This window comes from Variovorax endophyticus (assembly GCF_025376855.1).
Taxonomy (GTDB): domain Bacteria; phylum Pseudomonadota; class Gammaproteobacteria; order Burkholderiales; family Burkholderiaceae_C; genus Variovorax.
The window spans coordinates 260611-283012 of sequence record NZ_JAHUTH010000002.1; the positions used below are offsets into that span (position 1 = coordinate 260611).

The 22402-nt window shown below is 70.3% G+C and carries 25 protein-coding genes; 9 read left to right on the forward strand and 16 right to left on the reverse strand.

Annotated elements, in window-relative coordinates; genetic code table 11:
* The first annotated feature begins 17 nt into the window (after positions 1-17).
* Positions 18-512: an arsenate-mycothiol transferase ArsC gene (locus tag KV106_RS03930; protein WP_261206258.1), complete on the forward strand. Its 495-nt coding sequence runs from the start codon at positions 18-20 to the stop codon at positions 510-512.
* Positions 513-521: 9 nt separating this feature from the next.
* Here KV106_RS03930 and KV106_RS03935 read toward each other — a convergent pair whose 3' ends face one another.
* The 7 genes from KV106_RS03935 to KV106_RS03965 are packed head-to-tail and all read right to left on the reverse strand — an operon-like array spanning position 522 to position 6770.
* Positions 522-1619, reverse strand: coding sequence for an ABC transporter substrate-binding protein (locus KV106_RS03935; protein WP_261206260.1), 1098 nt, complete (start codon positions 1617-1619; stop codon positions 522-524).
* A 49-nt stretch (positions 1620-1668) separates the two neighbouring features.
* On the reverse strand, positions 1669-2535 hold the full coding sequence (locus KV106_RS03940) for an ABC transporter permease (RefSeq protein WP_261206262.1): 867 nt from the start codon (positions 2533-2535) through the stop codon (positions 1669-1671).
* Between the two features lie 16 nt (positions 2536-2551).
* Complete coding sequence (locus tag KV106_RS03945; RefSeq protein WP_261206264.1) at positions 2552-3370, reverse strand: ABC transporter ATP-binding protein; 819 nt, start codon at positions 3368-3370, stop codon at positions 2552-2554.
* Entirely contained in the window at positions 3367-4158 is a 792-nt protein-coding gene (locus KV106_RS03950; RefSeq protein ID WP_261206266.1) for an alpha/beta fold hydrolase, read from the reverse strand. Before KV106_RS03950 ends, KV106_RS03945 begins: the two co-directional genes overlap by 4 nt.
* Positions 4155-4571, reverse strand: coding sequence for a VOC family protein (locus KV106_RS03955; RefSeq protein ID WP_261206268.1), 417 nt, complete (start codon positions 4569-4571; stop codon positions 4155-4157). Before KV106_RS03955 ends, KV106_RS03950 begins: the two co-directional genes overlap by 4 nt.
* Positions 4572-4575: 4 nt before the next feature.
* Positions 4576-6177: an FAD-dependent monooxygenase gene (locus KV106_RS03960; RefSeq protein WP_261206270.1), complete on the reverse strand. Its 1602-nt coding sequence runs from the start codon at positions 6175-6177 to the stop codon at positions 4576-4578.
* Positions 6178-6179: 2 nt separating this feature from the next.
* Positions 6180-6770, reverse strand: coding sequence for a GAF domain-containing protein (locus KV106_RS03965; RefSeq protein ID WP_261206272.1), 591 nt, complete (start codon positions 6768-6770; stop codon positions 6180-6182).
* Positions 6771-6839: 69 nt separating this feature from the next.
* On the opposite strand from KV106_RS03965, the gene KV106_RS03970 reads away from it, so the two are divergent.
* The 4 genes from KV106_RS03970 (at position 6840) to KV106_RS03985 (ending at position 11960) form a co-directional block, all read left to right on the forward strand.
* Positions 6840-7817 (forward strand): LysR family transcriptional regulator, encoded by a 978-nt coding sequence (locus KV106_RS03970; protein WP_208509359.1) that lies wholly within the window; start codon positions 6840-6842, stop codon positions 7815-7817.
* A 107-nt stretch (positions 7818-7924) separates the two neighbouring features.
* Positions 7925-8401 carry an RNA polymerase sigma factor gene (locus tag KV106_RS03975; RefSeq protein ID WP_261206277.1) on the forward strand — a complete coding sequence of 159 codons (477 nt, stop codon included), beginning with the start codon at positions 7925-7927 and terminating at the stop codon, positions 8399-8401.
* A gap of 2 nt (positions 8402-8403) precedes the next feature.
* Complete coding sequence (locus tag KV106_RS03980; RefSeq protein ID WP_261206279.1) at positions 8404-9438, forward strand: FecR family protein; 1035 nt, start codon at positions 8404-8406, stop codon at positions 9436-9438.
* 80 nt (positions 9439-9518) lie between these two features.
* The gene (locus tag KV106_RS03985; RefSeq protein ID WP_261206280.1) at positions 9519-11960 is read left to right on the forward strand and encodes a TonB-dependent siderophore receptor; all 2442 of its coding nucleotides are present in this window, start codon (positions 9519-9521) and stop codon (positions 11958-11960) included.
* Between the two features lie 39 nt (positions 11961-11999).
* Here the strand turns inward: KV106_RS03985 and KV106_RS03990 are convergent, their stop codons facing one another.
* Complete coding sequence (locus tag KV106_RS03990) at positions 12000-12440, reverse strand: hypothetical protein (RefSeq protein WP_261206282.1); 441 nt, start codon at positions 12438-12440, stop codon at positions 12000-12002.
* Positions 12441-12495: 55 nt separating this feature from the next.
* Here KV106_RS03990 and KV106_RS03995 point away from each other — a divergent pair, with 55 nt between their 5' ends.
* Complete coding sequence (locus KV106_RS03995) at positions 12496-12948, forward strand: PaaI family thioesterase (protein WP_261206283.1); 453 nt, start codon at positions 12496-12498, stop codon at positions 12946-12948.
* 9 nt (positions 12949-12957) lie between these two features.
* Here the strand turns inward: KV106_RS03995 and KV106_RS04000 are convergent, their stop codons facing one another.
* The 5 genes from KV106_RS04000 to KV106_RS04020 are packed head-to-tail and all read right to left on the reverse strand — an operon-like array spanning position 12958 to position 17970.
* Positions 12958-13440 carry a MarR family winged helix-turn-helix transcriptional regulator gene (locus KV106_RS04000; RefSeq protein ID WP_082321518.1) on the reverse strand — a complete coding sequence of 161 codons (483 nt, stop codon included), beginning with the start codon at positions 13438-13440 and terminating at the stop codon, positions 12958-12960.
* A 51-nt stretch (positions 13441-13491) separates the two neighbouring features.
* Positions 13492-15828, reverse strand: coding sequence for a penicillin acylase family protein (locus KV106_RS04005; protein ID WP_261206286.1), 2337 nt, complete (start codon positions 15826-15828; stop codon positions 13492-13494).
* The gene (locus tag KV106_RS04010; RefSeq protein WP_057590009.1) at positions 15825-16217 is read right to left on the reverse strand and encodes a Rid family hydrolase; all 393 of its coding nucleotides are present in this window, start codon (positions 16215-16217) and stop codon (positions 15825-15827) included. The genes KV106_RS04005 and KV106_RS04010 overlap by 4 nt, the downstream gene beginning before the upstream one ends.
* A gap of 48 nt (positions 16218-16265) precedes the next feature.
* Positions 16266-16967, reverse strand: coding sequence for an aspartate/glutamate racemase family protein (locus KV106_RS04015; protein ID WP_261206290.1), 702 nt, complete (start codon positions 16965-16967; stop codon positions 16266-16268).
* Between the two features lie 13 nt (positions 16968-16980).
* Entirely contained in the window at positions 16981-17970 is a 990-nt protein-coding gene (locus tag KV106_RS04020) for a Bug family tripartite tricarboxylate transporter substrate binding protein (protein ID WP_261206292.1), read from the reverse strand.
* A 60-nt stretch (positions 17971-18030) separates the two neighbouring features.
* Between KV106_RS04020 and KV106_RS04025 the strand changes: the two genes are divergently transcribed.
* Complete coding sequence (locus KV106_RS04025) at positions 18031-19110, forward strand: helix-turn-helix transcriptional regulator (protein WP_261206294.1); 1080 nt, start codon at positions 18031-18033, stop codon at positions 19108-19110.
* A gap of 19 nt (positions 19111-19129) precedes the next feature.
* Here KV106_RS04025 and KV106_RS04030 read toward each other — a convergent pair whose 3' ends face one another.
* Positions 19130-19534 (reverse strand): hypothetical protein, encoded by a 405-nt coding sequence (locus tag KV106_RS04030; RefSeq protein ID WP_261206297.1) that lies wholly within the window; start codon positions 19532-19534, stop codon positions 19130-19132.
* Between the two features lie 245 nt (positions 19535-19779).
* Between KV106_RS04030 and KV106_RS04035 the strand changes: the two genes are divergently transcribed.
* Positions 19780-20025 (forward strand): hypothetical protein, encoded by a 246-nt coding sequence (locus KV106_RS04035; RefSeq protein WP_261206299.1) that lies wholly within the window; start codon positions 19780-19782, stop codon positions 20023-20025.
* Between the two features lie 40 nt (positions 20026-20065).
* Here KV106_RS04035 and KV106_RS04040 read toward each other — a convergent pair whose 3' ends face one another.
* Positions 20066-20701 carry a TetR/AcrR family transcriptional regulator gene (locus tag KV106_RS04040; protein ID WP_261206301.1) on the reverse strand — a complete coding sequence of 212 codons (636 nt, stop codon included), beginning with the start codon at positions 20699-20701 and terminating at the stop codon, positions 20066-20068.
* 96 nt (positions 20702-20797) lie between these two features.
* Here KV106_RS04040 and KV106_RS04045 point away from each other — a divergent pair, with 96 nt between their 5' ends.
* Positions 20798-21373 carry a peroxiredoxin-like family protein gene (locus KV106_RS04045; RefSeq protein WP_261206303.1) on the forward strand — a complete coding sequence of 192 codons (576 nt, stop codon included), beginning with the start codon at positions 20798-20800 and terminating at the stop codon, positions 21371-21373.
* Positions 21374-21392: 19 nt separating this feature from the next.
* On the opposite strand, the gene KV106_RS04050 is transcribed toward KV106_RS04045, so the two are convergent.
* Entirely contained in the window at positions 21393-22301 is a 909-nt protein-coding gene (locus KV106_RS04050) for a LysR family transcriptional regulator (RefSeq protein ID WP_261206305.1), read from the reverse strand.
* Positions 22302-22402: the final 101 nt, after the last annotated feature.

The window sequence follows — 22402 nt, forward strand, 5'->3', positions numbered from 1 at the left end:
CGCTACATTCGGCGGTCATGCACAGAAAAATCAACGTGCTCTTCGTCTCTCGACGAAACACGCTGCGCAGCATCATGGCGCAGGCCTGTCTCACCCACATCGCCGAGAAACGCTTCCACGCACGCTCCTGCGGTCAGCCCTTGCGCGTCGGCGCGGCGGTGGATCCGGCGGCCGTGTCGGCGCTGCGCACCGCGGGTATTCCCTTACCCGAGATCAAGCCGCGAGGCTGGAACGAGTTCGTGCCCGCGCGCGGCTTCGAGGCCGAGTTCGTGATCACGCTCGACGCCGACATCGATCGCCTCCAGCCGGCCTGGCCCGGCCAGCCGCACACCGCGCTGTGGGCCTATCCCGACACCGCCGTCATCGACGATCCCGAGGAGGCGGCGCACAAGGCGCTGCAGATCCTCTATTCGCTGCGGCGGCGCCTCGAGCTGCTGGCCAGCCTGCCGCTGTACGGCTCCGACCGCGAGTCGGTGCGCGCGGACATCCGGGACCTCGGGTACATGAATTGAGCGGCGAGGCTACAGCTTGAACGTCTTCGCCATCTCCACCACCGCCTGCCTGTCGAAGGCATTGACCTCGTCGATCAGCTCGTTGGTGAACAGCCGGCTCGGGTCGCCGAGCTCGTCGGCCAGCTTCGGGTTTCGGCTGCCGTCCACGGCCATCTCGATGTTCGACTTCCACTCGGCCAGCGACGAGGCACCGATGCGCTGATCGGGATCGTCGGGGCGGCGCATCCAGCTGTTGCGGCGATCCTTGAGGATGAAGGCCAGCTCCTTGCGCGCCTCGCCCTCGCTGCGCCCCTTGGGCCGGCTCTCGGGATACACGGCCCAGTGCAGGTCGATGCCGGCCTCGAGGTTGTGGTGCGCGAACAGGGTGGACTTGGCCATGCCACGGAACAGGCCCACCAAGGCCTTGCGTTCCTTCTTCAGCAGTTCGCGCGGCACGCACAGCCAGCCCGAGCCGAACTGCGCGAACTTCGGCGTGAGCGGCACATAGCGCAGCCTGGTGCCGACGAGTTCGACGCGCGCGGCCGCGGTGTCGAAGGCCACCATCGCATCGACGCGGTCGTTGTCGATCGCCGCGCCGGCCGGCGCGCCGTCGCCGATGGCGATGTACTCGCATCGGTCGTCCTTCAGGCCCAGCTCGGCCAGCATGGTGCGGGTGACGACGATGCCGGTGTCGCCCTGGCTGCGCACGCCGATGCGCTTGCCCGCGAGGTCGGCCACCGAGCGGATCGGGCTGCCGGGCTTGACGACGACGACGTTGGCATTGCGCGGCAGCCACTTGTAGACGCTCACGAGGTCGAGCCCCGGGTCCTTGGCCATCGCGGGCAGCAGGATGCCGGGCACGGCCGGACCGTAGTCGACGTGGCCGGCGCGCAGGCTCTGCAGGGCCTGCGTCATGCTCGACATGTTGACGTACTCGACGTCCACGCCCTCGGGCTTGTAGAAGTTCAGCCGCGGATGCTGGCCCGAGGTCACGAAGCACTGCTGCGGGTCGTTGACGCCGGCGGTGTTCGCCACCTTCATCACGCGCAGCTTCTGCGCCAGGGCCGGCAGGCTGCCCATCAATCCCAGGGCACCGAGGCCCAGGCCGAAATCGCGTCGTGTCCACATGGTTCGCTCCTCGCCGGCGTTGCGGCTGAAATGTTTCGGGGGGAAAGAATCAGACGTTGACCGTGCGCTGCGAGGCATCGGCCGGCATCCAGTGCAGCACGCGCTGCTGCACGCGGCGCAAGGCAGTGGTCAGCGTGATGCCGATCACCGAGAGCACCACGCAGACGGCGAAGCTGCCGCCGCTGTCGGCCTGGGCTTCCATCTGCAGGATCAGCACGCCGAGCCCGGCCTGGGCACCGACGAACTCGCCCACCACGGCGCCGACCACGCTGAAGGCCGCGGCCATGTTGAGGCCCGCGAAGATGTAGGGCAGCGCGCTCGGGAACTTGGCCTTGCGGAAGATCTGCCACGGCGTGGCCGACAGCGAGCGCAGCAGGTCGATGCGGTCCGGGTCCACGGCCTTGAAGCCCGCGATGCTGGTCACCAGCACCGGGAAGAAGGTCAAGAGGCAGATGATCATCACCTTGGAGCTGATGCCGAAGCCCAGCCAGACCACGATGATCGGCGCCACCGCCACCTTGGGCACGCTCTGCAACGCGGCCACGTAGGGCTCGAGCAGGCGCTCGAGTCGCGGCATCTGCGAGACCACGATGCCGATCGCCAGCCCGATGCCGCCGCCGACGAAGAAGCCCAGCAGGATCTCGGCCAGCGTGATGCCGCCGTGGTACCAGAAGCCGTCCTTCGCGAAGGGTCCGGTGGCGAGGCCGCGCCACAGCGCGATCGCGATGTCGCTGACCGGCGGCACCAGGTGCCTGGGCACCTTGAACAGGCGCACGGCCCCTTCCCACGAACCGAGCAGCGTGATCAGCAAGAGGATCGACTGCACGCGCGGCGACGCCAGCGGGTTGGTGCGGCGCGGGCGCGGTGGCTTGGCCGCCAGCGGCGCGGCCTCGGAACTCAACAGTGCGGTGGTCATGGCGTCGGCCTTTCTCTCAATCGAAGGAAGCGGCATGCGAGAAGCGCTCGCGGATCGAGGCGGCCGCGGCCGCGAAGGCCGGGTGCGACATCGCCTCCATGCCGCGCGGGCGCGGCAGGTCGATGGGCAGCACGCGTTCGAGCATGCCGGGGCGCGGCGACATCACGAACACGCGGTCGCCGAGGAACACGGCCTCGGGAATGGAGTGCGTGATCAACACCACGGTCTTGCCGCTCTCCATCCAGATGCGCTGCAGCTCGAGGTTCATGCGCTCGCGCGTCATCGCGTCGAGCGCACCGAAGGGCTCGTCCATCAAGAGGATCTTGGGGTCGTGCAGCAGCGCCCGCGCGATGGAAGCGCGCTGCTGCATGCCGCCGCTGAGCTGGCGCGGCAGCTTGTGCTCGAAGCCCTCGAGCCGCACCATCGCGAGCAGCTGCATCGCGCGCTCGCGCGCCTTCGCCTTGTCGAGGCCCAGCACCTCGGCCGGCAGCATCACGTTCTCGAGGATGCTGCGCCAGGGCAGCAGGATCGAGCTCTGGAACACCACGCCCACGTCGCGCCGCGTGCCGCGGATCGGCTGGCCGTCGAGCAGCACGGTGCCGACCTCGTAGTCGAGCAGGCCGGCCAGGATGCGCAGCAGCGTGCTCTTGCCGCAGCCGCTCGGGCCGACGATGGTGACGAAGGAACCCTGGCGGATGCCGAAGTCGATCTGCTTCAGTGCGAGCACGCCTTCGCTGCCGCCGCCGAAGGTCTTCGACAGGCCCTCGACGCGGATGTAGTCCTCCTTGCCGGCGGGTGCGGCGGGGACGGTCTCGGGCTCCAGGACGGCATTCATGCGTGGACTCCTTCGGGGTTCAGGAAACGGACCATGTGGCGCGCGAGCACCTCGGGCGCCTGCATCGCGGTCACGTGGCCGATGGCCGGCAGCAGCACGGCGTCGGCGCCGCGGATGCGGCCGGCCATCGCGAGCGTCACGGTCGGCGGCACCACGCGGTCGAGCTCGCCGGCGAGCACCAGCGTCGGCGCGACGATGTCGGCCACGCCCTGCGGCAAGGTGGTGGCGACGGTCGCCATGCGTCGCGCCGAGCGTGCGGTCTCGGGCCGCGCGGCGGCGAACACGCGGCGCAGCTCGGGACGCTGCGCGAGAAAGGCCTCGGGAAAGAACCAGGTCGCGAGCTCCTCGGCCGTGCCCGGCAGGCCGCGGCGCAGCTCGGCCAGGCGGCGTGCATCGGGGCACAGCTCCTCGTAGGGCCGTGGCAGCGGCCAGGTGCTGCCGAGCACGAGCCGGTCGACCGCACGCGGATGCAGCAGCGCCAGCGCCTGCGCCACGCGTCCGCCGAAAGAGGAGCCGAACACATGCGCGCGCTTGAGGCCCAGCGCCTTCACGAGCTGCTGCGCGTCGTTCGCGAGGTCCGCCAGCGTGACGGCGCGCTCGGGCGCCTCGGTCTCGCCACAGTCGCGCTGGTCGTAGGCGATCACGGTGAACTGCTTCGCCAGATGCGGCACCAGCCCGGCGAACATCTGGCGCGAGGCTTCCGCGCCATGCATCAGCAGCAGCGCCGGGCCCTGGCCCGCGCGGTCGAAGGCGATGCGGACCTCGCCGGCCTGCACGAACTCGGTCATGCCGCGTCCTCCCGTGGTTCTTCCCCGCGGTCCAGCCAGAAGGTCATCTCGATCTTCAGTCCGCGCGGGTCGTGCAGAAAGAGCTGGTGGATGTCCCAGCCGGGGATCGGCGCCTCGGCGAAGGGCACGCCGAGCGCGCGCAGGTGGGCGCGCATCTCGCGCAGCCCGTGGGCGCGAAACGAGATGTGGTCGACATGGCCCGTGGGCGGCTGCGGCGGCGCATCGGCCGTCGCGAGATGGGCGAACAGGTGCACGATGGGCTGGTCCTCGGCATAGAGCCAGGCGCCGGGCGCGGGAATCTCGGGCCGCGCGCCGGCTTCCAGGCGCAGCACGCGCGTGTAGAAGTCCAGCAGCGGCGGCAGCTCCGCGGGCGTGCAGCGGATCGTGAAGTGGTGCAGCGCGGTGACGGGCATGGCGTCAGTCCAGCAGCTTCGACAGCACGGCCGACAGCTCGGCGGCCGGGTCGGTCGGCGTCCACGGCATGCGGAAGGCGACGTGGCCGTCGGGCCGCACCAGCACCGCGCCGTGCTGGCCCAGCAGCAGGCCGTCCTTCTCGTGCGCGTCCTCGAGCTGGCGCGCCTGCACCACGCGGCCGTTGCGGCCCGACACCTGGCACGCCGCCTCCATCCAGGCATCGGCGCGCGGACCGGCCACGAGCACGAACTCGCGGTCGAACCAGTCGAGCGTGCTGTGGCGTCGCGCGAGGTCCAGCCACAGGTGCGGAAAGCGCATGCCGGGCTTGTCGGCCGGCTCGTACCAGCGCGCGCGCATCACGTGGCGGCCGGTGCCGTCGGGGATCACGGCGCCGTCCTCGTAGCAGAAGCCCAGCGACTGGCCGATGCTGTGGATGTGGTTGTCGCTGTCGCGGATCCAGAACTCGATGCGCTCGCGGTTGCCCGAGCGCAGCGCCTCGTCGCAGTGGTTGAAGCGCATCGCGTTGTGCAGGCTGAAATCGGCGTTCGATTCGGCGATCGGCCGGCGCTCGCTCTCGTAGCTGTCGAGCAGCCGCGCGCTGGCGCGGCCGCTGAGCACGAAGGCCAGCTTCCAGGCCAGGTTGTGCGCGTCCTGGATGCCCGAGTTCATGCCGTAGCCCCCATTGGGCGGAAAGCGGTGCGCCGAATCGCCGACCAGCAGCACGCGGCCGCGCCGGAAGTTCGCGGCCACCTGGCGGCTCATGCGCCACACCGAGCGGTTGATGACCTTCACCTCGAGGTTGGGCACGCCCGAGACGGTGCGCGCGAGCTGCACCACCTCGGCGTCGCTGCGCGCGCCGGTGCGCTCGTCGGTCTCGCGGCCCACCGGCAGCAGGTTGAGCCAGCGGTCCTTTCCGTTGGTGTTGAGCACGGTGGTGATCGGGTACGGCGAGTCTTTGGCGTAGACGCGCCAGCCGGCGCAGGTGGCCGAGTCGCGCACCTGCGAGAGATCGGCCTGCCAGAACTCGTTGGCCATCACGGCCAGCGTGGCCGGCCCGCGCATCTCGATGTCGGCCTGGCGCCGCACCGAGCTCGCGGCGCCGTCGGCCGCGATCAGGTATCGGGCCTGCCAGGTCAGGGTCTCGCCGGTGTCGAGCCGGCGCCCCGTCACGGCGATGCCGTCGGCGCTCTCGGCGTAGTGCAGGAACTCGTGGCCGAACAGGAAGCGGCCGACCTCGCTCTTCTTGGCATGGGCGAGCAGCTCCTGCTCCACCGTGTCCTGCGACTGGATGATCTTCCAGCACGGCGAGTGGCCGAGGTTCGGCTCGGGGGTGGTGCGACCCCATTCGTGGCCGGTCATCGATTCGCAGAAGGCGAAGAAGTCGGCGCCGTCGGGCAACGCATGGCGCTTCATCAGGCCGTCGATGCCCCACTGCCTAAAGATCTCCATCGTGCGCGTGTAGGTGCCGCGCGCCTTCGGATGGTCGGTGGTGGTCGGGCTGCGTTCGAGCAGCACGAAGTCGACGCCGAAGCGCTGCAGCAGGATCGCCATCGACAGGCCCACGGGGCCGCCACCGACGATCACGACGAGGTTCTTGGATTGCATGGTCAGGCCTTCACTTCAGAAGAGAGAGCGGGGAGATCGATCGGCACCGCGTCGGCGGCGAAGCGGTAGGCGAGGCCCGGCGCGACCGGCACCCAGCGCGCGGCGGCCAGCGCCAGCAGGCGGATGCCGAGCAACTCGTCGGGCTGCCAGCGCTCGCGGATACCGAACACGTTGAAGGTGGCGAAGCACAGCGCGCCTTGCAGCAGCGGCACGTTGACCACGCTGCACAGGCCCGCGGGCCGCATCTGCTCGAAGTCGTCGAAGTGGCGCGCCAGCACTTGCGCGCCCTCGCCCACGAACACGCGGCTCTGGCGGAACAGGCGGTCGGTCCAGCTCGTATGCGTCTTGCGCTTGGCGCCGTTGACCGGGTAGCGGTGCGCCTCCGACGAATAGAAACGGCGCAGCCGGATCTCGCCGGCCGGATCGTCTTCGGTCGTCACGTTCTGCTGGATGCTGAAGATGCTGCCGGGTACGAGCTCGCGCCGGCAGCGATCGATCCGGCGCAGCGCCTCGTCGGCATCGCGCGCTGCGTCGAGCGCGCCGAGGAGATCGGCCAAGGTGGCCATGAGCGTCGTGGCGGTGGCTGCGGGCATGGAGAAAAGTCTAGGCCTCGCGATTCACCAAAGTGGACTAAATTCTGATCGGGCGATAACCTGACGGTTATGGCCTCCCCGACCGCCCGCGACCCCGCCGCCGACCTGCAGCACGCGCTGCTCTCGCGCCTCAAGCTGCGCCAGCTCTCGCTGCTGCAGGCCATCGACCGGCACCGCACACTGGGCCGCGTGGCCGCCGAGATGCGGCTGAGCCAGCCCGCGATCACCAAGGCGCTGCGTGAAACCGAGGACATCTTCGGCAACCGGCTGTTCGAGCGCAGCAGCCGCGGCCTGGTGCCCACCGCGGCCGGCGAGGCGGTGCTGCACTACGCGCGGCGCTGGCTCGCCGAGCTCGAGGCCACCACGCGCGTGCTGACCTCGCTCGAGGCGGGCCGCGGCGGCCGGCTGCGCCTGGGCCTCACGCAGCAGGTGCCGCAGCAATTGCTGTCGGCCGCGCTCGCGCACCTGCTCGACCGCACGCCGCGCATGGCGGTGATGACGCGCGAGGGCACCACCGACGAACTCGTGGCCGGCCTGCTCGCGCGCGAGCTCGACTGCGCGATCGGCCGTTCGTACGACGGCGACGCCACCGGCCTGGTGCAGGAGGCGATCCACCAGCAGGAGCCCTGCCTGGTGGTGTCGGCCAAGAGCGCGAAGCGGCTCTCGCGCGGGCCGCTCGACTGGGCCCGGCTCGCGCAGCTCGACTGGATCCTGCCGCCGCCGAACACGCCGATGCGCCGCACCTACAACGCGATCTTCGTCGGCGCCGGCGTGCAGCCGCCGGTGCCGATGCTCGAGACCACCGCCATCCGCAGCATGGAAACCGTGCTGCGCACCGAGCCCAACGCCATCGCCATCCTCGCGCGCGACGTGGTGGCCGAGATGGAACAGGCCGGCCACTGGGCCGCGCTGCCCTACCGGCTGAGCTGGAACCTGCCGCCGGTGAGCTTCTTCACGCTGAAGGAACTGGAGGGGCAGCCGATGGTGCAGTCGCTGCGTGCGGTGGTGGTGGAGACAGCGCGCAAGATGCAGCGCAAGACGGGCTGACACGGCCCCTCCCTATAATTTCGGCTCCCTCTCCCGCGCCACGGATCAGCCGCCGCCACATCTCAGCCAAGACGGGAGTCCTGTTTCCACACCGGCTGAGGTGTACCGTGCTCGAGCGCTACCACAGAGAATTGCTGCGCTATTTCACCCGCAAGGCCGGCGATGGCGACACCGCCGCCGACCTCGTGCAGGAAGCCTACGCACGCGTGCTCGGCCACCAGGACGCGGGCGGCCTGGTGCTCGAACCGCGCGCGCTGCTCTACCAGACCGGCCGCAACCTGCTCGCCACCCAGGCCGCGCGCCGCGCCGCCGAACTGCGCATGCTCGACACGCTGGCGCTGGTCGCGCCCGACAGCGCGCCCTCGGTGGAACGCCACGTGGCGGCGCGGCAGCAGCTGCAACGGCTGGTCGCGCTGCTCGAGGCCATGCCGCGCAAGCGCCGCCATGCCTTCATCCTCGTTCGCATCCACGGCCTCAGCTATGCGCAGACCGCGGCCCACATGGAGATCAGCGAGAAGGCGGTCGAGCACCACATGACGCGCGCCCTGCTCGACTGCGCGGGCTACGGCGGAGGAACGGACTGACCATGGCCGCGCGCGCACAGCCCCTGCTCGGCGCCGACGAACGGCGCGCGCCGCGCGCGCTGGTCGAGCATGCGCTGACACTGATCGGCCGCATCCATCGCGGCAGCCCCGAGGCCGCCGACGCCGCGCAGGCCGAGCTGAGCCGCTGGCGCGCGCTGTCGCCCGCCAACGCCGACGCCGCGGCAACCGCGCACCGGATCTGGAACGCGGTCGACGACGGCGCGCTGCGCGGCCAGTTGCCGATGCCGCCGAGCGCCGCGCAGGAACGGCGCGCGCGACGCCGCACGATCGGCCTGCTGGGCGTGGCCGGCCTGGCCGCGCTGGCCAGTGCCGGCGGACGCTGGTACTGGCAGCAGCCGGTTTATGAGGCCGCCCCGAGCACCGGCCAGGCCCAGACCCTGGCCCATGCGCTGCCGGACGGCAGCACGCTCGACCTGGCGGCCAACACGGCGCTGCGTGTCGCGCTCTACCGCGACCGCCGCACGGTGCACCTGGCGCGCGGCGAGGCGCGCTTCGCGGTCGCGCGCGATGCCGAGCGCCCCTTCACCGTGAGCACCGACTGGGGCCGCGTGCGCGTGCTCGGCACGGTGTTCACGGTGTCGGTGCGCGAGGGCCGTATGCGCCTCGCGGTGGCCGAGGGCCGGGTCGCGGTCTGGGGGGCCGGGCAGGATGAGGCTGACGCCCCCAGCACCGTGCTGCAGGCCGGCGAGGCCATCGAGGCCGATGCGCGCGGGCTGGGCCCGCGCAGCAGCGTCGACGTCGGCGAGGTGGCCGACTGGCAACAGGGCTGGCTGGTGTTCCGCAACACGCGCCTGCCCGAGGCCGTGGCGCGCTGGAACGACTACCTGCGCCAGCCGCTGCAGCTGGCCGACGACCCCGCGCTGCGCGAGCTGCGCGTGACCGGCAGCTACCGGCTGCGCGATCCGCAGGCCTTCGTGGGCGCGCTGCCGGTGATGCTGCCGGTGCGCACGCAGCGCCTGGCCGACGGCGGCACGCGGATCGTGGGCCATGCCGCCGGCACGGCGCGGCGGCCCTGAAAAAAAGTTTTGATTATTTTTGGGGGGTACGCGGCGTCTCGCTGGTCTTCTGTAGCAAACCAGCTCCAGGACCTTCGGACATGAACCAGCAGACCCCGCGGCGCCCCCGCATCGATTCCCTCCAGGCCGCGGCGCTCGCCTGCGCCATCGCCTCGGCCCTGCTCGCGATGGGCGGCCCCGCGCATGCGCAGGGCGCGCCGGCGGCATCGTCCGCCACCTTGCAGCTCGCACTGCCGGCCCAGCCGCTGGCCCAGAGCCTGGGCGTGCTGTCGCGCCAGTACGGCATCGCCATCGGCGGCGAGAGCTCGCTGCTCGAGGGCCGCACCGCGCCCGCGGTGCGCGGCGCCGTCACGCTGCAGCAGGCGCTCGAGCGCGTGCTCGCGGGCAGCGGCCTGGGCTACGTGCGCAACGGCGACACGGGCTTCACCGTGGTGCGCGCCTCGGCCGGCGACACCGGCGCGCTGCCGCCGATCGTGGTCACGGCCGGCACCGAGGAGACCGCCACCGGCCATGTTCCCGGCTACATCGCGCGGCGCGCCACGGCCGGCAGCAAGACCGACACGCCGATCATCGAGACGCCGCAATCGATCTCGGTCGTCACCTCCGACTTCATCGAGGCCACGGGCGCCACCCGGCTCAAGGAATCGCTGGCCTACACGCCGGGCATCAACGTCTCGCCCTGGGGCGCCGACTCGCGTTTCGACTGGACCATCCTGCGCGGCTTCGACGCGCAGGCGCCCGGCTACTACCTCGACGGCCTGCAGCTGCGCAACAACAACGGCTGGGCCATCTGGCAGACCGAGAGCTACGGCACCGAGCGCGTGGAGGTGCTGCGCGGCCCGAGCTCGGTGCTCTACGGGCAGAACGGCCCGGGCGGCATGATCAACGTGGTCAGCAAGCGCCCCACCGCGCAGCCGCTGCGCGAACTGCAACTGCAGTTCGGCGACAACGCGCGGCGCCAGATCGCGGGCGATTTCTCGGGTCCGCTCGATGCCGAAGGCAAGCTGCTCTACCGCCTCACGGGCCTGCTGCGCGATGCCAGCCTGCCGGCCAGCGGCCTGCCGAACGACCGCAGCTTCATCGCGCCCTCGCTGACCTGGAAGCCCTCGGGCGACACCTCGCTGACCCTGCTGTCGCACTACCTGCGCATCCGCGACGGCAGCTCCTACGGCAGCTTCCCCGAGGTCGGCACCCTGCTGCCCAATCCCAACGGCCAGTTCTCGCGCAAGACCTACGTCGGCGACCCGAACTTCGACCGCTTCAACCAGGACCAGTGGATGGTCGGCTACCTGTTCGAGCATCGCCTGAACGACACGCTGAGCTTTCGCCAGAACGCGCGCTACGGCTCGATCAAGGTCGACTACGGGCAGGTCTACAACCAGCCCAGCTTCGTCACCGTCGATGCCGACAACCCGGCCAGCCCCGCCAACTACCGCGTGCTGAGCCGCTTCCCGTTCGCGAGCAAGGAGGCCGCGCGCATCGCCTCGATCGACAACCAGCTTCAGGCGAAGCTGCGCTGGGGCGACTGGCAACACACGCTGCTGGTCGGCCTCGACTACCAGCGCTCGCGCAACGACCAGCGCACTTCCAACAGCGGCACCGTGAGCGACATCGACGGCTACCTGCCGGTGAGCACCGGCCTCACCACCACCGCCGACCCGTGGTTCGATGCCCGCACCACGCTGTCGCAGACCGGCTTCTACCTGCAGGACCAGATCAAGTGGGGCAACTGGGTGGCCACGCTGGGCGGCCGCTACGACAGCGCGCGCGCCGTGTCCTTCAGCCACATCGACGGCTCGACCACGCGCATCGACGACCACAAGTTCACCAGCCGCGCCGGCCTGGTCTACCTGCATCCGAGCGGCTGGGCGCCCTACTTCAGCTATTCGGAGTCGTTCTCGCCCACGGTCACGGTCGATCCGCAGACCAACCAGCCTCTGAAGCCAGAGACCGGCCGCCAGTACGAGGTGGGCGTGCGCTACCAGCCCGCGGGCCGCAAGGACAAGTACAGCGCCGCCGTGTTCGACCTGCGGCGCGAGAACTACATCACCTACGACGCCGACTACACGCCGCGCCAGACCGGCGAGATCCTGGTGCGCGGCCTCGAGCTCGAGGCCTCGTTCGAGCCCCTGCCGCGCATGAACGTGACGGCCGCCTACACCTACACGCCCAAGGCCGAGGTCACGGCCAGCAGCACGCCCAGCGAGATCGGCAAGCAGATGCAGGCGGTATCGCGCAACCAGCTCTCGGTGTGGGCCGACTACCGCTTCGCCAACGGCGTGAAGCTCGGCCTAGGCGCACGCTTCATGGGCTCGAACCGCGGCTACCAGCAGAGCACGCCGGTGCCCGTGCCCTCGTACACCGTGTTCGACGCGCTGCTGGGCTACGACTTCGAGCGCTGGAGCCTCGCGCTGAACTTGCGAAACCTCGGCAACCGCAACTACGTCGCGAACTGCAGCTCGGGCAGCTGCTACTACGGGGAGCCGCGCAAGGTGCTGGCGACGGCGACGTATCGCTGGTAGGTCGTGCCCTTCACAACGGAAGATTCACGGCGCGGTTCTTCAGCCGAGCACCCAGACCACGAACGCCGCATCCGCCACCGCGAACGCCAGGTCGACGAAGAAGATGAGCCGCATCGGCCCACGCAGCACCACCCAGCTGCCGGGCCGGCCGCGACGATGCTGGCCCAGCATATGGGCATTGACCGCGAACTGCCCCGCATGCACCAGCGCGACCACGGCGGCCATCGACGCGCGTTGCGCCGGCGTCTCGAACAGGCCGTGTCCCGCCAGCAGCATGAGGCACAACGCCAGCCAGGCCAGGTTCATCGCGCCGAGAAAACGCACGGCGCCGGCGATCGCGGGCAGCAGTGGCGATGCACGGTCCATCTTCGCCACCAGCAATCGCGCGGCGCGCAGCGAGTCGAGGCAAAAGAAGCGCGCGCCCAGCGCGAACCAGGCGGCATTGAGCAGCAGAAGAACTGTCCAGACCGTGGATTGCACCGCAACGCCTTTGAGCTTGTTCGCGAAGCCGCGACTTTAGGTCAATAATGTTGACATGACAAATCCACCCGCATCGACCCCTTCCTCGCCCGCCAAGGGCCTCGACGTCCTGCAAGCCATGATGGACGGACGCATCGAGCGCTCGGGCATCGCCCAAACCATGCCGATGCAGCTCTCGGCGATCGAGGCCGGCAAGGTCAGCATGCGCGTCACGCCCGACGAGCGGCATCTCAATCCCGCGGGCATGGTGCACGGTGGCTTCGCGGCCACCTGCCTCGACGGCGCCGCGGCGCTCGCGCTGTATTCGGCACTCGACGCGGGCACGGCCTATTCCACCGTCGACCTCAGCGTGAAATACCTGCGGCCGCTGGCACCGCACACCGAGTACCTGGCCAACGCCACGCTGGTCGAGCGCACGCGCTCGCTGGGCATCTGCAATGCCGAGCTGCGCGGTGCGGATGGCAAGCTGCATGCGATGGCTTCCGCCACGCTGATGGTGAAGGGCTGAAAAAAAGGCCTAGATCTGCCGCGCCAATTCGAGCATGACCGTGCGCCAGGCCTGGCGTTCGCTTTCGCCGACCGACTTCAGCGCGCGCTCCATCGCCGCCGCCTCGTGCGCGGAAGCCTGGCGCTCGATGCGCGCGCCCTCGCGCGTGAGCCGCAGCAGCTTGCTGCGATGCTCGTGCGGGCTGCGTTCGGCCAGCACCAGCCCCTGTTCCTGCAGATGCTTGAGCGGCCGATGCATCGCCTGCTTCGACACGCCCAGCAGCGCGATCAGCTGGCCGACCGCGATGCCGTCGGTGCGCGCGATCGCATAGAGCATGCGGTGATGAACGCGCGACAGGCCATGGCCGGCCAGGAACACGTCGGCCTTCGCGACCAGGCCGCGGAACGCGAAATGCATCAGCAGCAGCGCGCCGTCGTCGGCGCGCGCTTCCTTCAGGCCGGCTTGCGCCACCTGCAGCAGATCGAAGATGTTCTCGGGGCGGGGTGCTGCCATGGGCGGGGCGATCGAAACGAAGAGACGACGGTCCGCCAGTCTAACGACGCCTCACTCGCGCAACACCAGCCGCTCGAGCTTCGGATCGGCTGCGATCTCCGCCTCGGTGAACGGCGGCGTCACGAGCTGCTTGCGCGAGAACAGCGGCAGCTGGTCGTCGTGGTGCGGCGAAGCCGGGTCGGTGGACTGGCCGGCCGCCATCATCAGCCTGGCCACCAGCCGGCCCTGGTCCCAGGTCACGAGATGCACATAGGAAGTGCCGGCGACGATGTCGCCGAAGCCCTCGCGACCGAGCGGCGCGCCGTCGAGCGCGTTGAGCACGCCCTGCTCGCCCGAGCCGCCGTGCAGCGGCACGCGGCCCTGCGGCGTGGGACGCGCGAGCATGTCGCCCCAGCGCTCGTCGCCGCGCAGGCCCAGCCCGGCGAGCGCCTGCGCCGTATCGCGCACCGCGGCGACGATGGCCGCGCTCACGGTCGGCGCGGTGGAGACCGCCCGCACGCGGTAGGGCCGCGCGCTGTCGTAGGGCTCGGCGTAGAGGCCAGGCACCGATGCGAGCCGCGGGCCCAGCTCATGGAACAGCAGCGCGCCGCGGCTGTCCACGTCGTGCCGCCGGTCCCAGGCCGAGAGGATGGCGCAGGCCGCCTGCACTTGCGCATCGCCCTTCGCGCCCGCGCAGGCCCCGAGCACCGCGTCGAGCGTGGTTTCCGCCAGGTAGTTGCGGTTGTCGAACACCATGCCGAGCGCCTCGGCGCTGTCGATGCGGCCGTCGCGCAGGCCCTCATGGATCTGGCGCTGCGACATCAGCGTGCGCATGCCGGGCGGTGCCTTCGGGCTGCCGAGCAGCAGCGAATAGCCGTCGAGCTGCTGCCCCACCAGCGACAGGCTGTAGCTGTCGTTCGCGTTCTGCACGATGCCGCGCGTGGCGAGCGCGGGAATGCGGCTCGCGGGCGCGAGCTTCGGCCGGCCCTGCGCATCGCGCACGGCGCAGGCGCCGCGGCGGCCATCGAGCGCGGCCGGCACCGTCATGTCGTCGGGCGGCGGCACGGTCGCGCAGTCGCGCAGTGCCGCGTCGGCGATGTCCAGCAGCGGCCCCGACTCGATGTACATCGCGCGGCCCTGGCTGTCGCCCGCGATCAGGTGGGCGGTGATGCCGCGGTGGCCGGCCACCGCCTGCTCGAAGCCCGCGATGTCGCGCGCCTTCGCGACCGCGAGGATCTGGTCGAGCGCGCGCGCGTTCGCGACGCTCGGGTCGGTGATCGCATACCAGCCCGCGGCGCGCTCGCCATCGGCCGGCAGCCGGTAGAGCGGGCCGAGGTGCGACACGGGCAGCTCGTGCTGCTGCGTGGCCACGCTGCCATCGGCCTGGCGCACGCGCAGCGCCACGCGCTTCGTGCTCAGTTCGCGGCGCTGGCCGTCGATCGTGTACGAGGGCTTGTCGCCGTTGCGCACGTCGAGCGCGATCAGCAACGGATAGGTCACGGTCGACGGCGCCTCGATGCTCCACGCCAGGTGCTGCGTGAAACCCGAGAGCGGCAGCGGCAGGCCGAGGAAATCGGCGCCCATCACGTCGATCTCGCCGGGGATGCTCAGGTGCATCTGGTGCATCAGCAGCCAATGGCCCTGCCACAGCGTGTGCGGATTCGCGACCATGATCGATGCGCCCGTTCCCGTGGCCTCGGAACCGTAGGCCCAGGCATTGCTCGCCATGCGCTGCGCGGGCGGGCGGTCTTCGGCGGCCTTGGCAACGGCCGGGGCGCCTAGGTGGTCCCAGGTCGAGCCCGCGGCATAGGGCGCGACGGCGAGCGCCTTCCACAGCGAGTTGACCTGCATGGTGGCACGCACCACGTCGCTGGCCCGCATCTGCGGCGGCGCCGCACCCTGGCAGGCGGTGGCAGCGGCCTCGGCGCCGATGTCGCGCAGCCGGCGGTTGAAACCGGCCGCATAGCCCTCGGCGAGGCCGCGCGCATCGGCCGAGAGATCGCGCCATGCGGCATCGACTTCTTCGTCGGACAGTTGCACGCGGTAGAACAGGTCGCTGTTGAGGTTCGAGGTCTGCAGGAAGGCAACCAGCGATGCCCCGTCGGGCCCGAAGCGTTCCGAACGCTCGCCACGCAGCGTGACCACGCGGTCGGCCAACAGGCACAGGTGGTCGCGCGCGACCGCATAACCGTAGCCATAGCCGAGACCCGCGTAGTCGGCGGCCTTCACGTGCGGCAGGCCGTACTGCGTCCAGCGAATCTCCGCGTTGTATCTGTCCGGCGTTGCGGGCGGATTGCCGCCGACGGGGCCGGGCAGAAAACCGCCGCCGCCCCCATCGCCACCGCAGGCCGCGATCGCACTCGCGACCACGGCACCGCACGCCAGCGCGCGCAGCAGCGGCGCCTTCACCGCACGCCTCCGCCGGCGCCGTGGCTCTTGCGCGCGATCACCTGCATCTCGACCCAGGCCTTGGGCACCGCGATGCCGGCCAGCATCGCGGTGCCGGTGGGCTTGGTCGGCAGCACCTCGGACAACGTACGCACCACCGCGCCCAGGTGCTCGGCGCCCGCGATGATCAAGGTGTAGTTGACGATCTGGTCGAGCCGTCCGCCACACGCCGCGAGGTAGCGCTCGATGTTGCGCATCATCAGCCGGGTCTGGTCCTCGGCGCTCTCGGCGAGCTGCTGCGTGTCGTAGTCCATGCCGATGGTGCCCGACACGAAGATCCAGTCGTCGTCGAACATCGCGCGGCTGTACGGTGCATTGACGAAGGGCAGCGGGAACTCGGCGGTCTGCATGCAGTGTCTCTCTTTCTGGCGATGGAATGAACGAAGGGAAGAAAAAAATCAGGCGCACAGCATCTCGCGCACGATGGCGCGCGCATGGATCTCGGTCGCATCGAAGATCGGTGCGCGGCAGCGCAGCCACGGCCTGGCGTAGCTCAGTTCGGAGCAGCCCAGTACCACGCCCTCGGCGCCGCGCGCCACCAGCGCGTTGCACAAGGTCGAGACCATCAGGCCCTCGTCGCGGCCGGCCTCGCCGCGTGCCAGCGGCCCGAAGATCGCGGCATCGAGGGTGCGGCGCTGGGCCGCGTCGGGCAGCACCAGTTCGAAGCCCGTGCCCTCGCCGAGCAGGCGGCCGAAGAAGGGCGCGTCGAGCGCGAAGCTGGTGGCCAGCACACCCAGGCGGCGCAGGCCCGGTCGCTCGGCGGCGACGGCATCGCCGGTCTCGCGCGCCACGTGCACCAGCGGCACGCCGGCCGCGACCTGTACCTCGTCGGCCGCGAAATGGCCGGTGTTGGCGAGGATCGCGATCAGCTCGGCGCCCGCGGCGCGCGCCTGCCGCGCGGCCGTCTCCATCTGCGCGCGCGCATCGGCCGGCCGGCCCGCGGCCATGGCCGCGTGGATGCAGGCGAAGTCCAGGCTCACGATCACGCAGCGCGCCGAGTGCAGGCCGCCGAGTTCGCGCTGCACGCCTTCGTTGAGCAGCTTGTAATAACCGAGCGTAGAGGGCCACGCGACGCCTCCGATCAGGCCCGCGACTTTCATGATGGGAAGGCCCTCAGTCGAGCTTGAAGCCGAGGCGGCGGATCACCGGCGCATAGCGCGCCAGGTCGGCGTCGATGCGCGTCGATAGCGCCTGCGGCCCGGTCTGGGCCGCGGGCTCGAAGCCGAACACCATCAGCTTCTCGACCACGTCGGGCTGGTGCAGCGCCCAGTCCACGCCTTCGCTCACGCGCGCCACGATCTCGGGCGGCAGTCCTCGGGGCCCGACGATGCCGAACCAGACCGAGAAGTCCACGCCCTTGTAGCCCAGCTCCTCGAGCGTGGGCACCTCGGGCTGGCCCGAGAAGCGCCGCGCCGACGCGAAGGCCAGGATCTTCGCGCGGCCCGCCTTCGCGAACTGCACATAGGGCGCGATGCCGTCGAAGGCGGCGTCGATGTCGCCCGCGACCGTGGCCTGCGCGACTTCGGCGCTGCCCTTGTAGGGCACGCGCGTGCTCTGGATGCCGGCGCTGCGGTTGAACTCCTCGAGCGCCATCTGCGACAGGATCGCCGCCGCGCCGATGTTGACCCTGCCGGGCTCCGCCCTGGCGCGCTTCACGAGCTCGTGCACGTCGGCCACCGCGCCCGGCGCGCCGGCGCGCACGATCACCGCGTTGGGCGAGGTGATCGCGAGCGCCACCGGCGCGAAGTCCTTGCGCGGGTCGTAGGGCAGGCGGTTGTAGAGCGAGGGGTTGAGCACGAAGGTCTGGTCGATGGACCACAGCAGCGTATAGCCGTCGGGCTGCGCCTTCATCAGTTCCTGGGCGCCGATCAGCGTGTTGCCGCCGGGCTTGTTGTCGACCACGATCTGCTGGCCGAGCCGCTCCTGCAACTTCGCTGCGATGAGCCGCGCCGTCACGTCGGCGCCGCCGCCCGCCACGAAGGGCACCACCAGCCGGATAGGCCGCGCGGGCCAGGCGGCCTGGGCCGCCGACAACGCCGGCAGCAGCAGTGCCAGGGAGGCCGCCGCAAGCCCCAGAAACCGGCAGACACGTCGCACATTCATACCTAAACTCCGCGCTCGATCAAAGTGTTGCAACGCTAACGCCGCAGGGCAGGGTTTTCTATGCCGATCCGCTCGCAGACTGTGCCGATCCCGTCGCTGCTCCCGGCCATGCCTCCGGGTGCGCTGCCCGAGGACGACTTCAACGCCGCCCTGGTGCGGCTGCCGGTCGAGCGGCCGCTCGCGCTCGCGGGCCTGCATGACGGCGCGAGCCGCGAGGTGCGCTGGCCGCGCGACGGCGGCCGCATCCTGCGGCTGCGCACCACGCCCTGGGAGGGCGCGAGCGCGCTGTACTTCGACTTCCGACTCAACGACGACCTGCACGTGCAGCTGCCGCCCGGCGACGAACTGCTGGTCACCTTTTTCCTGGCCGGCCACGTCACGGGCCAGATCGGCAGCGCGCAGGGCCGCGCGCTCGATTTCCGCGTCGACCGCGCGCTGCTGCGCACGCCCAACCGCGACGGCGGCTACCTGATCCACATCCCCGGCGCCTGCCGCAACAACTTCGTGCAGTTCCGGCTGCGGCGCGCGCTGCTGCCGCGCTGGCTGCAGGCGCTGGGCGTGCAGCTGCCGGCAAGGCGGATGGCCGAACTGGTGGAGCGCGACGACGGTCGCGTGCTGTGCAACGCGGCGCTCACGCCGCGCGTGCGCGACTGCCTCGCGCGCATCCGCGACGAGCCCGCCGACCAGCCGGCCTTCGTGCCGCTGTTCCATGCGCGCGCCACCGAGTTGCTGACCTGTGTGCTGCTCGACCTGGACCAGTTGCTGCGCCCCGCGCGATCGGGCGCCGAGGAAGGCGCCGACGACGCCGAGGCCACGGTGCGCCGGCTGCGCGCGCTGGTCGGCGAGGCGCCGGCACGCGCCTGGTCGGTCGACGAACTCGCGCGGCGCGTCGGCCTGCGCACGACCCGGCTGCAGGCGCAGGTGCGCGCGGCCGCGGGGCTTTCAGTGCATGGCCTGCTCGTCGACGAACGGCTCGCGCTCGCGGCGCGGCTGCTGCGCGACACGCAACTCGGCGTGCAGGCAGTGGCGGCCGAGGCCGGGTGGGAGTGTCACGGGCGCTTCAGCGCGGCGTTCCGGCGCCGGCACGGCATGACGCCGCGCGACTACCGGTTGCGTCATGCTGCGCCGCGAACGCACTGAGTGCGTCCAGCGACCAGCCTCAGATCTTGAACGACCGCAGCGCCTTCAAAGGCTGCGACTTCAAGGGCACGGCCTTCACCGCCCGCGCCTTGAACGGCAGCACCTTCGAAGGCAGCGCCTGGAGCGCTTGCCAACGCGAGGGCGGCGAGCGGCGCGCATAGACCAGCGCCGCGATCAGGCCCAGGCCCGTCAGGGCGGCGCCGCCCCAGGCAACGGCGGGGCTGTGCAGCGCGCGGCCGAGGGCCGAGCGCTGGCGCTCGGGCTTCGCCGACGTGCCCGAGGCGGCGCGTTCCAGCGGGGTGATAGCGCGTGCAGTGTTGGGGTTTTCCTCGCCTTCCAAGACAGCTTGAGAGATCTCCAGCGGCGTGAGCGCATCGCCATTCGGTTCATTCGAAGCCTGGGTGGTGTGCGGTTGGATGGTCATGGGAAATCCTTTGCTTGTTCGATGATGGAGGAATCTGCTCCGAAACAAGACTCGCCCCTTCCCATCCATGCCGCGTACAGCGACGGCCCGACATTGGCGTAGGCCAAACGCCCGCCCGACGCCAGACCGTTCCGACGAGCATCGAGATGCTTGGAGGTATTTCCTGGAAAAACCTGGACCTCGGGCTCATGCACCCCTGAAGATCTCTGCCCGACGCTGCCAGAGCCTCGTGGATGCCAAGCTCGATGCGCAACACCTACAAGAATGGCATTTGGCACTCTTTAATCCGGTCAAGGATCAGGAAAATGGCATTTGGCCTGGCGCTCGCCACTGAGATCCTCCAAGCCCTGGGCCAGCGCATCCGTGCTCAGCGGCTTGCTCAAGAACTCCCCCAGCGCAGGCGGAAGCGCTCGGCCAACGACGGCGTGCAACACGCCGAAGGCGGGGAAGCTCATGAAACATCCGACCATTCGCTACTGTGGCTGGAATGAGCGCTGATGACTGGCCCCGTTGGCTGCGGTGCCCGCACACTCAACCCGCTTCCAACCCCGCCAGCAACAACTGAAGACTCGCCTGGAATTCATCTTCCGCCGTGCTCCGCATCGCGGCGGAAGCCACGCCGATCAGTTGCGGAAAGCGATCGGCCGGTAGCGCGCGGAAGCGCGCAATGGTGTCCTCGGCCGATTCCGCCGCCTGCAGCGACAGCGGGCCCGCCAGTTCGGCCTGCGCCATGCCCGTGACCAGCGCGGAGATGGCCCGGAAGGCCACCAGCAACCGTGTGCCCGAACGGCCACTGCGCGCCAGCGCGGCCAGCAGCGCCTCGGCCACCTCGAAAGTCGCGGGTGCGCGGCTGCGGCGGGTCAGGATCAGCGGAATGGCGTGGGGATGCGCACGCACCGCGCGCCACAGCGCGGTGGCGATGGCGCGCACCTCGTCGCCCCATGCGGCGTACGGACCGCGGTCCCAGGCCACCTCGGCGAGCACCGCCTCGATCACCAGCAGATCGATCGCCTCGCGCTGCGGCACGTAGTTGTAGAGCGTCATCGCGCCCGTGCCCAGCTCGGCCGCGAGCGAGCGCATCGAGAGGCCGGCGAGGCCCTCCCTGTCGAGCAGGCGCAGGGCGGCAGCCTGCAGTTGCGCATGCGTGAATCTGGCGGGTCGGCCCATCGCTGCTCCATTGACTTTCTTCGGACGGGACGATTATAGTTGTTTACGTACATCGTACGTATTTGAATCTTTCACCGCCTTCCAGCAAGGAATCACATGAAGCTCACCCCGGGTTCCATCGCGCCGGCACTCGTTGCCCGGACGATCCTCGGCCAGTCCGTCCGCATCCCGAGCGACGGCGCGCCCTACCTGCACCTGCAGTTCCGCCGCTTCGCCGGCTGCCCGGTGTGCAACTTCCACCTGCGCACGATGAGCCTGCGCCAGCCGGAGATCGCCGCGGCCGGCGTGCGGCAGATCGTGTTCTTCCATTCGTCGCCCGAGGAGATGCTCGAGTACCAGGCCCAGCTTCCCTTCGACTGCATCGCGGATCCGACGAAGCGGTACTACCGCGCCTATGGCGTCGAGACCTCGTGGCGCGCGGTGCTGCATCCCGGGGTGTTCTGGAGCGGGCTGCGCTGGGTGCTGTCCACCGGCCGCTTCTATCGCAAGGCCGAGAACGGCATCCTGGGCCTGCCGGCGGACTTCCTGATCGACGCTCGGGGCCGCGTGGTGGCCTGCAAGTACGGCCAGCATGCGGACGATCACTGGGAAGTGGACGACCTGCTGAAGCGGGTCGGCGATGCCGTGGCCCCGCCGGCGTCCGGCGCGCCGCGCCCGGGCACCGTTGGCTGAGCATCGCCCGGAGCGCGGCTCAGGCGTCGCGCGCGCAAGCCAGCATCAGATCGCGCAGCCACTCGTGCGCGGGCGAGTGGTCGGTGCGCGGATGCCAAACCATGCGCACGTCGAACAGCGGCAGGTCCAGCGGCAGGTCGAAAGCCTCCACCTCGGCCATGCGCGACATGCGGCGCGCGAGTCGCGCCGGCACGCTGGCCACCATGTCGGAGGTCTCGAGCACGAAGGGCAGCGCGAGGAAGCTCGGCTTGATCATCTGCACGCGCCGGCGCAGGCCGTGCGGCTCGAGCGCGGCATCGATCTGCACGTTGTAGATCTGCGAGGCATCGGGCTCGATCGTCACGTGCGGCAGCGCGCAGAACGAAGGCACGTCGAGCGCCGCGCCATGCACGGGGTGCGAGCGCGCGGCCAGGCCCAGGAAGCGGTCGGAGAACAGCTTGCGGCCCTTGACGTAGGTGGGCGCGTTCGGGAAGTAGGTCAGCGCCAGGTCGAGCTCGCCGGCCGCCATCATCTCGCCGAAGTGGTGCGGGTTGGTCTGCAGCATGTGCACCCGCACGCCCGGCGCCTCCTGGCGGATGCGGCGCATCACCGAGGGCATCATCAGCAGGTCGATGTAGTCGATGACGATGAGCCGGAACACCTGCGTGGAGGTCGCGGGGTCGAAGCGCACGGGCTCGGTCAGGCGCTCGAGCGCGGCGATCGCCTCCTGCACGCGCGGCCACAGCACGAGCGCGAGTTCGGTCGGCATCCAGCCGGTGCCGGCGCGCATCAGCAGCTCGTCGCCCAGCAGGTCGCGCAGCTTGGCGAGCGACACGCTCATCGAAGACTGGCTCATCTCGAGCCGCTCGCCCGCGCGCGTGACGTGCCGCTCGCGCATCAGCGCATCGAAGGCACGCAGCAGGTTCAGGTCGAGGTCTTGCAGCTTCATCGGGGGCGATAGCGGGGGCGCGGGCGGGTAAACCCGCATGGATCATCACGAACGCGATGCCGGGCATCGGCGGCTTCGATGGACCGCGCGGCCGCGGCCTC

Excerpts from the sequence above, each read along its gene's own strand:
- KV106_RS03930 (WP_261206258.1), top strand. The coding sequence starts at position 18 with ATGCACAGAAAAATCAACGTGCTCTTCGTCTCTCGACGAAACACGCTG.
- KV106_RS03935 (WP_261206260.1), bottom strand. The coding sequence starts at position 1,619 with ATGTGGACACGACGCGATTTCGGCCTGGGCCTCGGTGCCCTGGGATTG.
- KV106_RS03940 (WP_261206262.1), bottom strand. The coding sequence starts at position 2,535 with ATGACCACCGCACTGTTGAGTTCCGAGGCCGCGCCGCTGGCGGCCAAG.
- KV106_RS03945 (WP_261206264.1), bottom strand. The coding sequence starts at position 3,370 with ATGAATGCCGTCCTGGAGCCCGAGACCGTCCCCGCCGCACCCGCCGGC.
- KV106_RS03950 (WP_261206266.1), bottom strand. The coding sequence starts at position 4,158 with ATGACCGAGTTCGTGCAGGCCGGCGAGGTCCGCATCGCCTTCGACCGC.
- KV106_RS03955 (WP_261206268.1), bottom strand. The coding sequence starts at position 4,571 with ATGCCCGTCACCGCGCTGCACCACTTCACGATCCGCTGCACGCCCGCG.
- KV106_RS03960 (WP_261206270.1), bottom strand. The coding sequence starts at position 6,177 with ATGCAATCCAAGAACCTCGTCGTGATCGTCGGTGGCGGCCCCGTGGGC.
- KV106_RS03965 (WP_261206272.1), bottom strand. The coding sequence starts at position 6,770 with ATGCCCGCAGCCACCGCCACGACGCTCATGGCCACCTTGGCCGATCTC.
- KV106_RS03970 (WP_208509359.1), top strand. The coding sequence starts at position 6,840 with ATGGCCTCCCCGACCGCCCGCGACCCCGCCGCCGACCTGCAGCACGCG.
- KV106_RS03980 (WP_261206279.1), top strand. The coding sequence starts at position 8,404 with ATGGCCGCGCGCGCACAGCCCCTGCTCGGCGCCGACGAACGGCGCGCG.
- KV106_RS03985 (WP_261206280.1), top strand. The coding sequence starts at position 9,519 with ATGAACCAGCAGACCCCGCGGCGCCCCCGCATCGATTCCCTCCAGGCC.
- KV106_RS03995 (WP_261206283.1), top strand. The coding sequence starts at position 12,496 with ATGACAAATCCACCCGCATCGACCCCTTCCTCGCCCGCCAAGGGCCTC.
- KV106_RS04000 (WP_082321518.1), bottom strand. The coding sequence starts at position 13,440 with ATGGCAGCACCCCGCCCCGAGAACATCTTCGATCTGCTGCAGGTGGCG.
- KV106_RS04010 (WP_057590009.1), bottom strand. The coding sequence starts at position 16,217 with ATGCAGACCGCCGAGTTCCCGCTGCCCTTCGTCAATGCACCGTACAGC.
- KV106_RS04015 (WP_261206290.1), bottom strand. The coding sequence starts at position 16,967 with ATGAAAGTCGCGGGCCTGATCGGAGGCGTCGCGTGGCCCTCTACGCTC.
- KV106_RS04020 (WP_261206292.1), bottom strand. The coding sequence starts at position 17,970 with ATGAATGTGCGACGTGTCTGCCGGTTTCTGGGGCTTGCGGCGGCCTCC.
- KV106_RS04025 (WP_261206294.1), top strand. The coding sequence starts at position 18,031 with ATGCCGATCCGCTCGCAGACTGTGCCGATCCCGTCGCTGCTCCCGGCC.
- KV106_RS04030 (WP_261206297.1), bottom strand. The coding sequence starts at position 19,534 with ATGACCATCCAACCGCACACCACCCAGGCTTCGAATGAACCGAATGGC.
- KV106_RS04035 (WP_261206299.1), top strand. The coding sequence starts at position 19,780 with ATGCGCAACACCTACAAGAATGGCATTTGGCACTCTTTAATCCGGTCA.
- KV106_RS04040 (WP_261206301.1), bottom strand. The coding sequence starts at position 20,701 with ATGGGCCGACCCGCCAGATTCACGCATGCGCAACTGCAGGCTGCCGCC.
- KV106_RS04045 (WP_261206303.1), top strand. The coding sequence starts at position 20,798 with ATGAAGCTCACCCCGGGTTCCATCGCGCCGGCACTCGTTGCCCGGACG.
- KV106_RS04050 (WP_261206305.1), bottom strand. The coding sequence starts at position 22,301 with ATGAAGCTGCAAGACCTCGACCTGAACCTGCTGCGTGCCTTCGATGCG.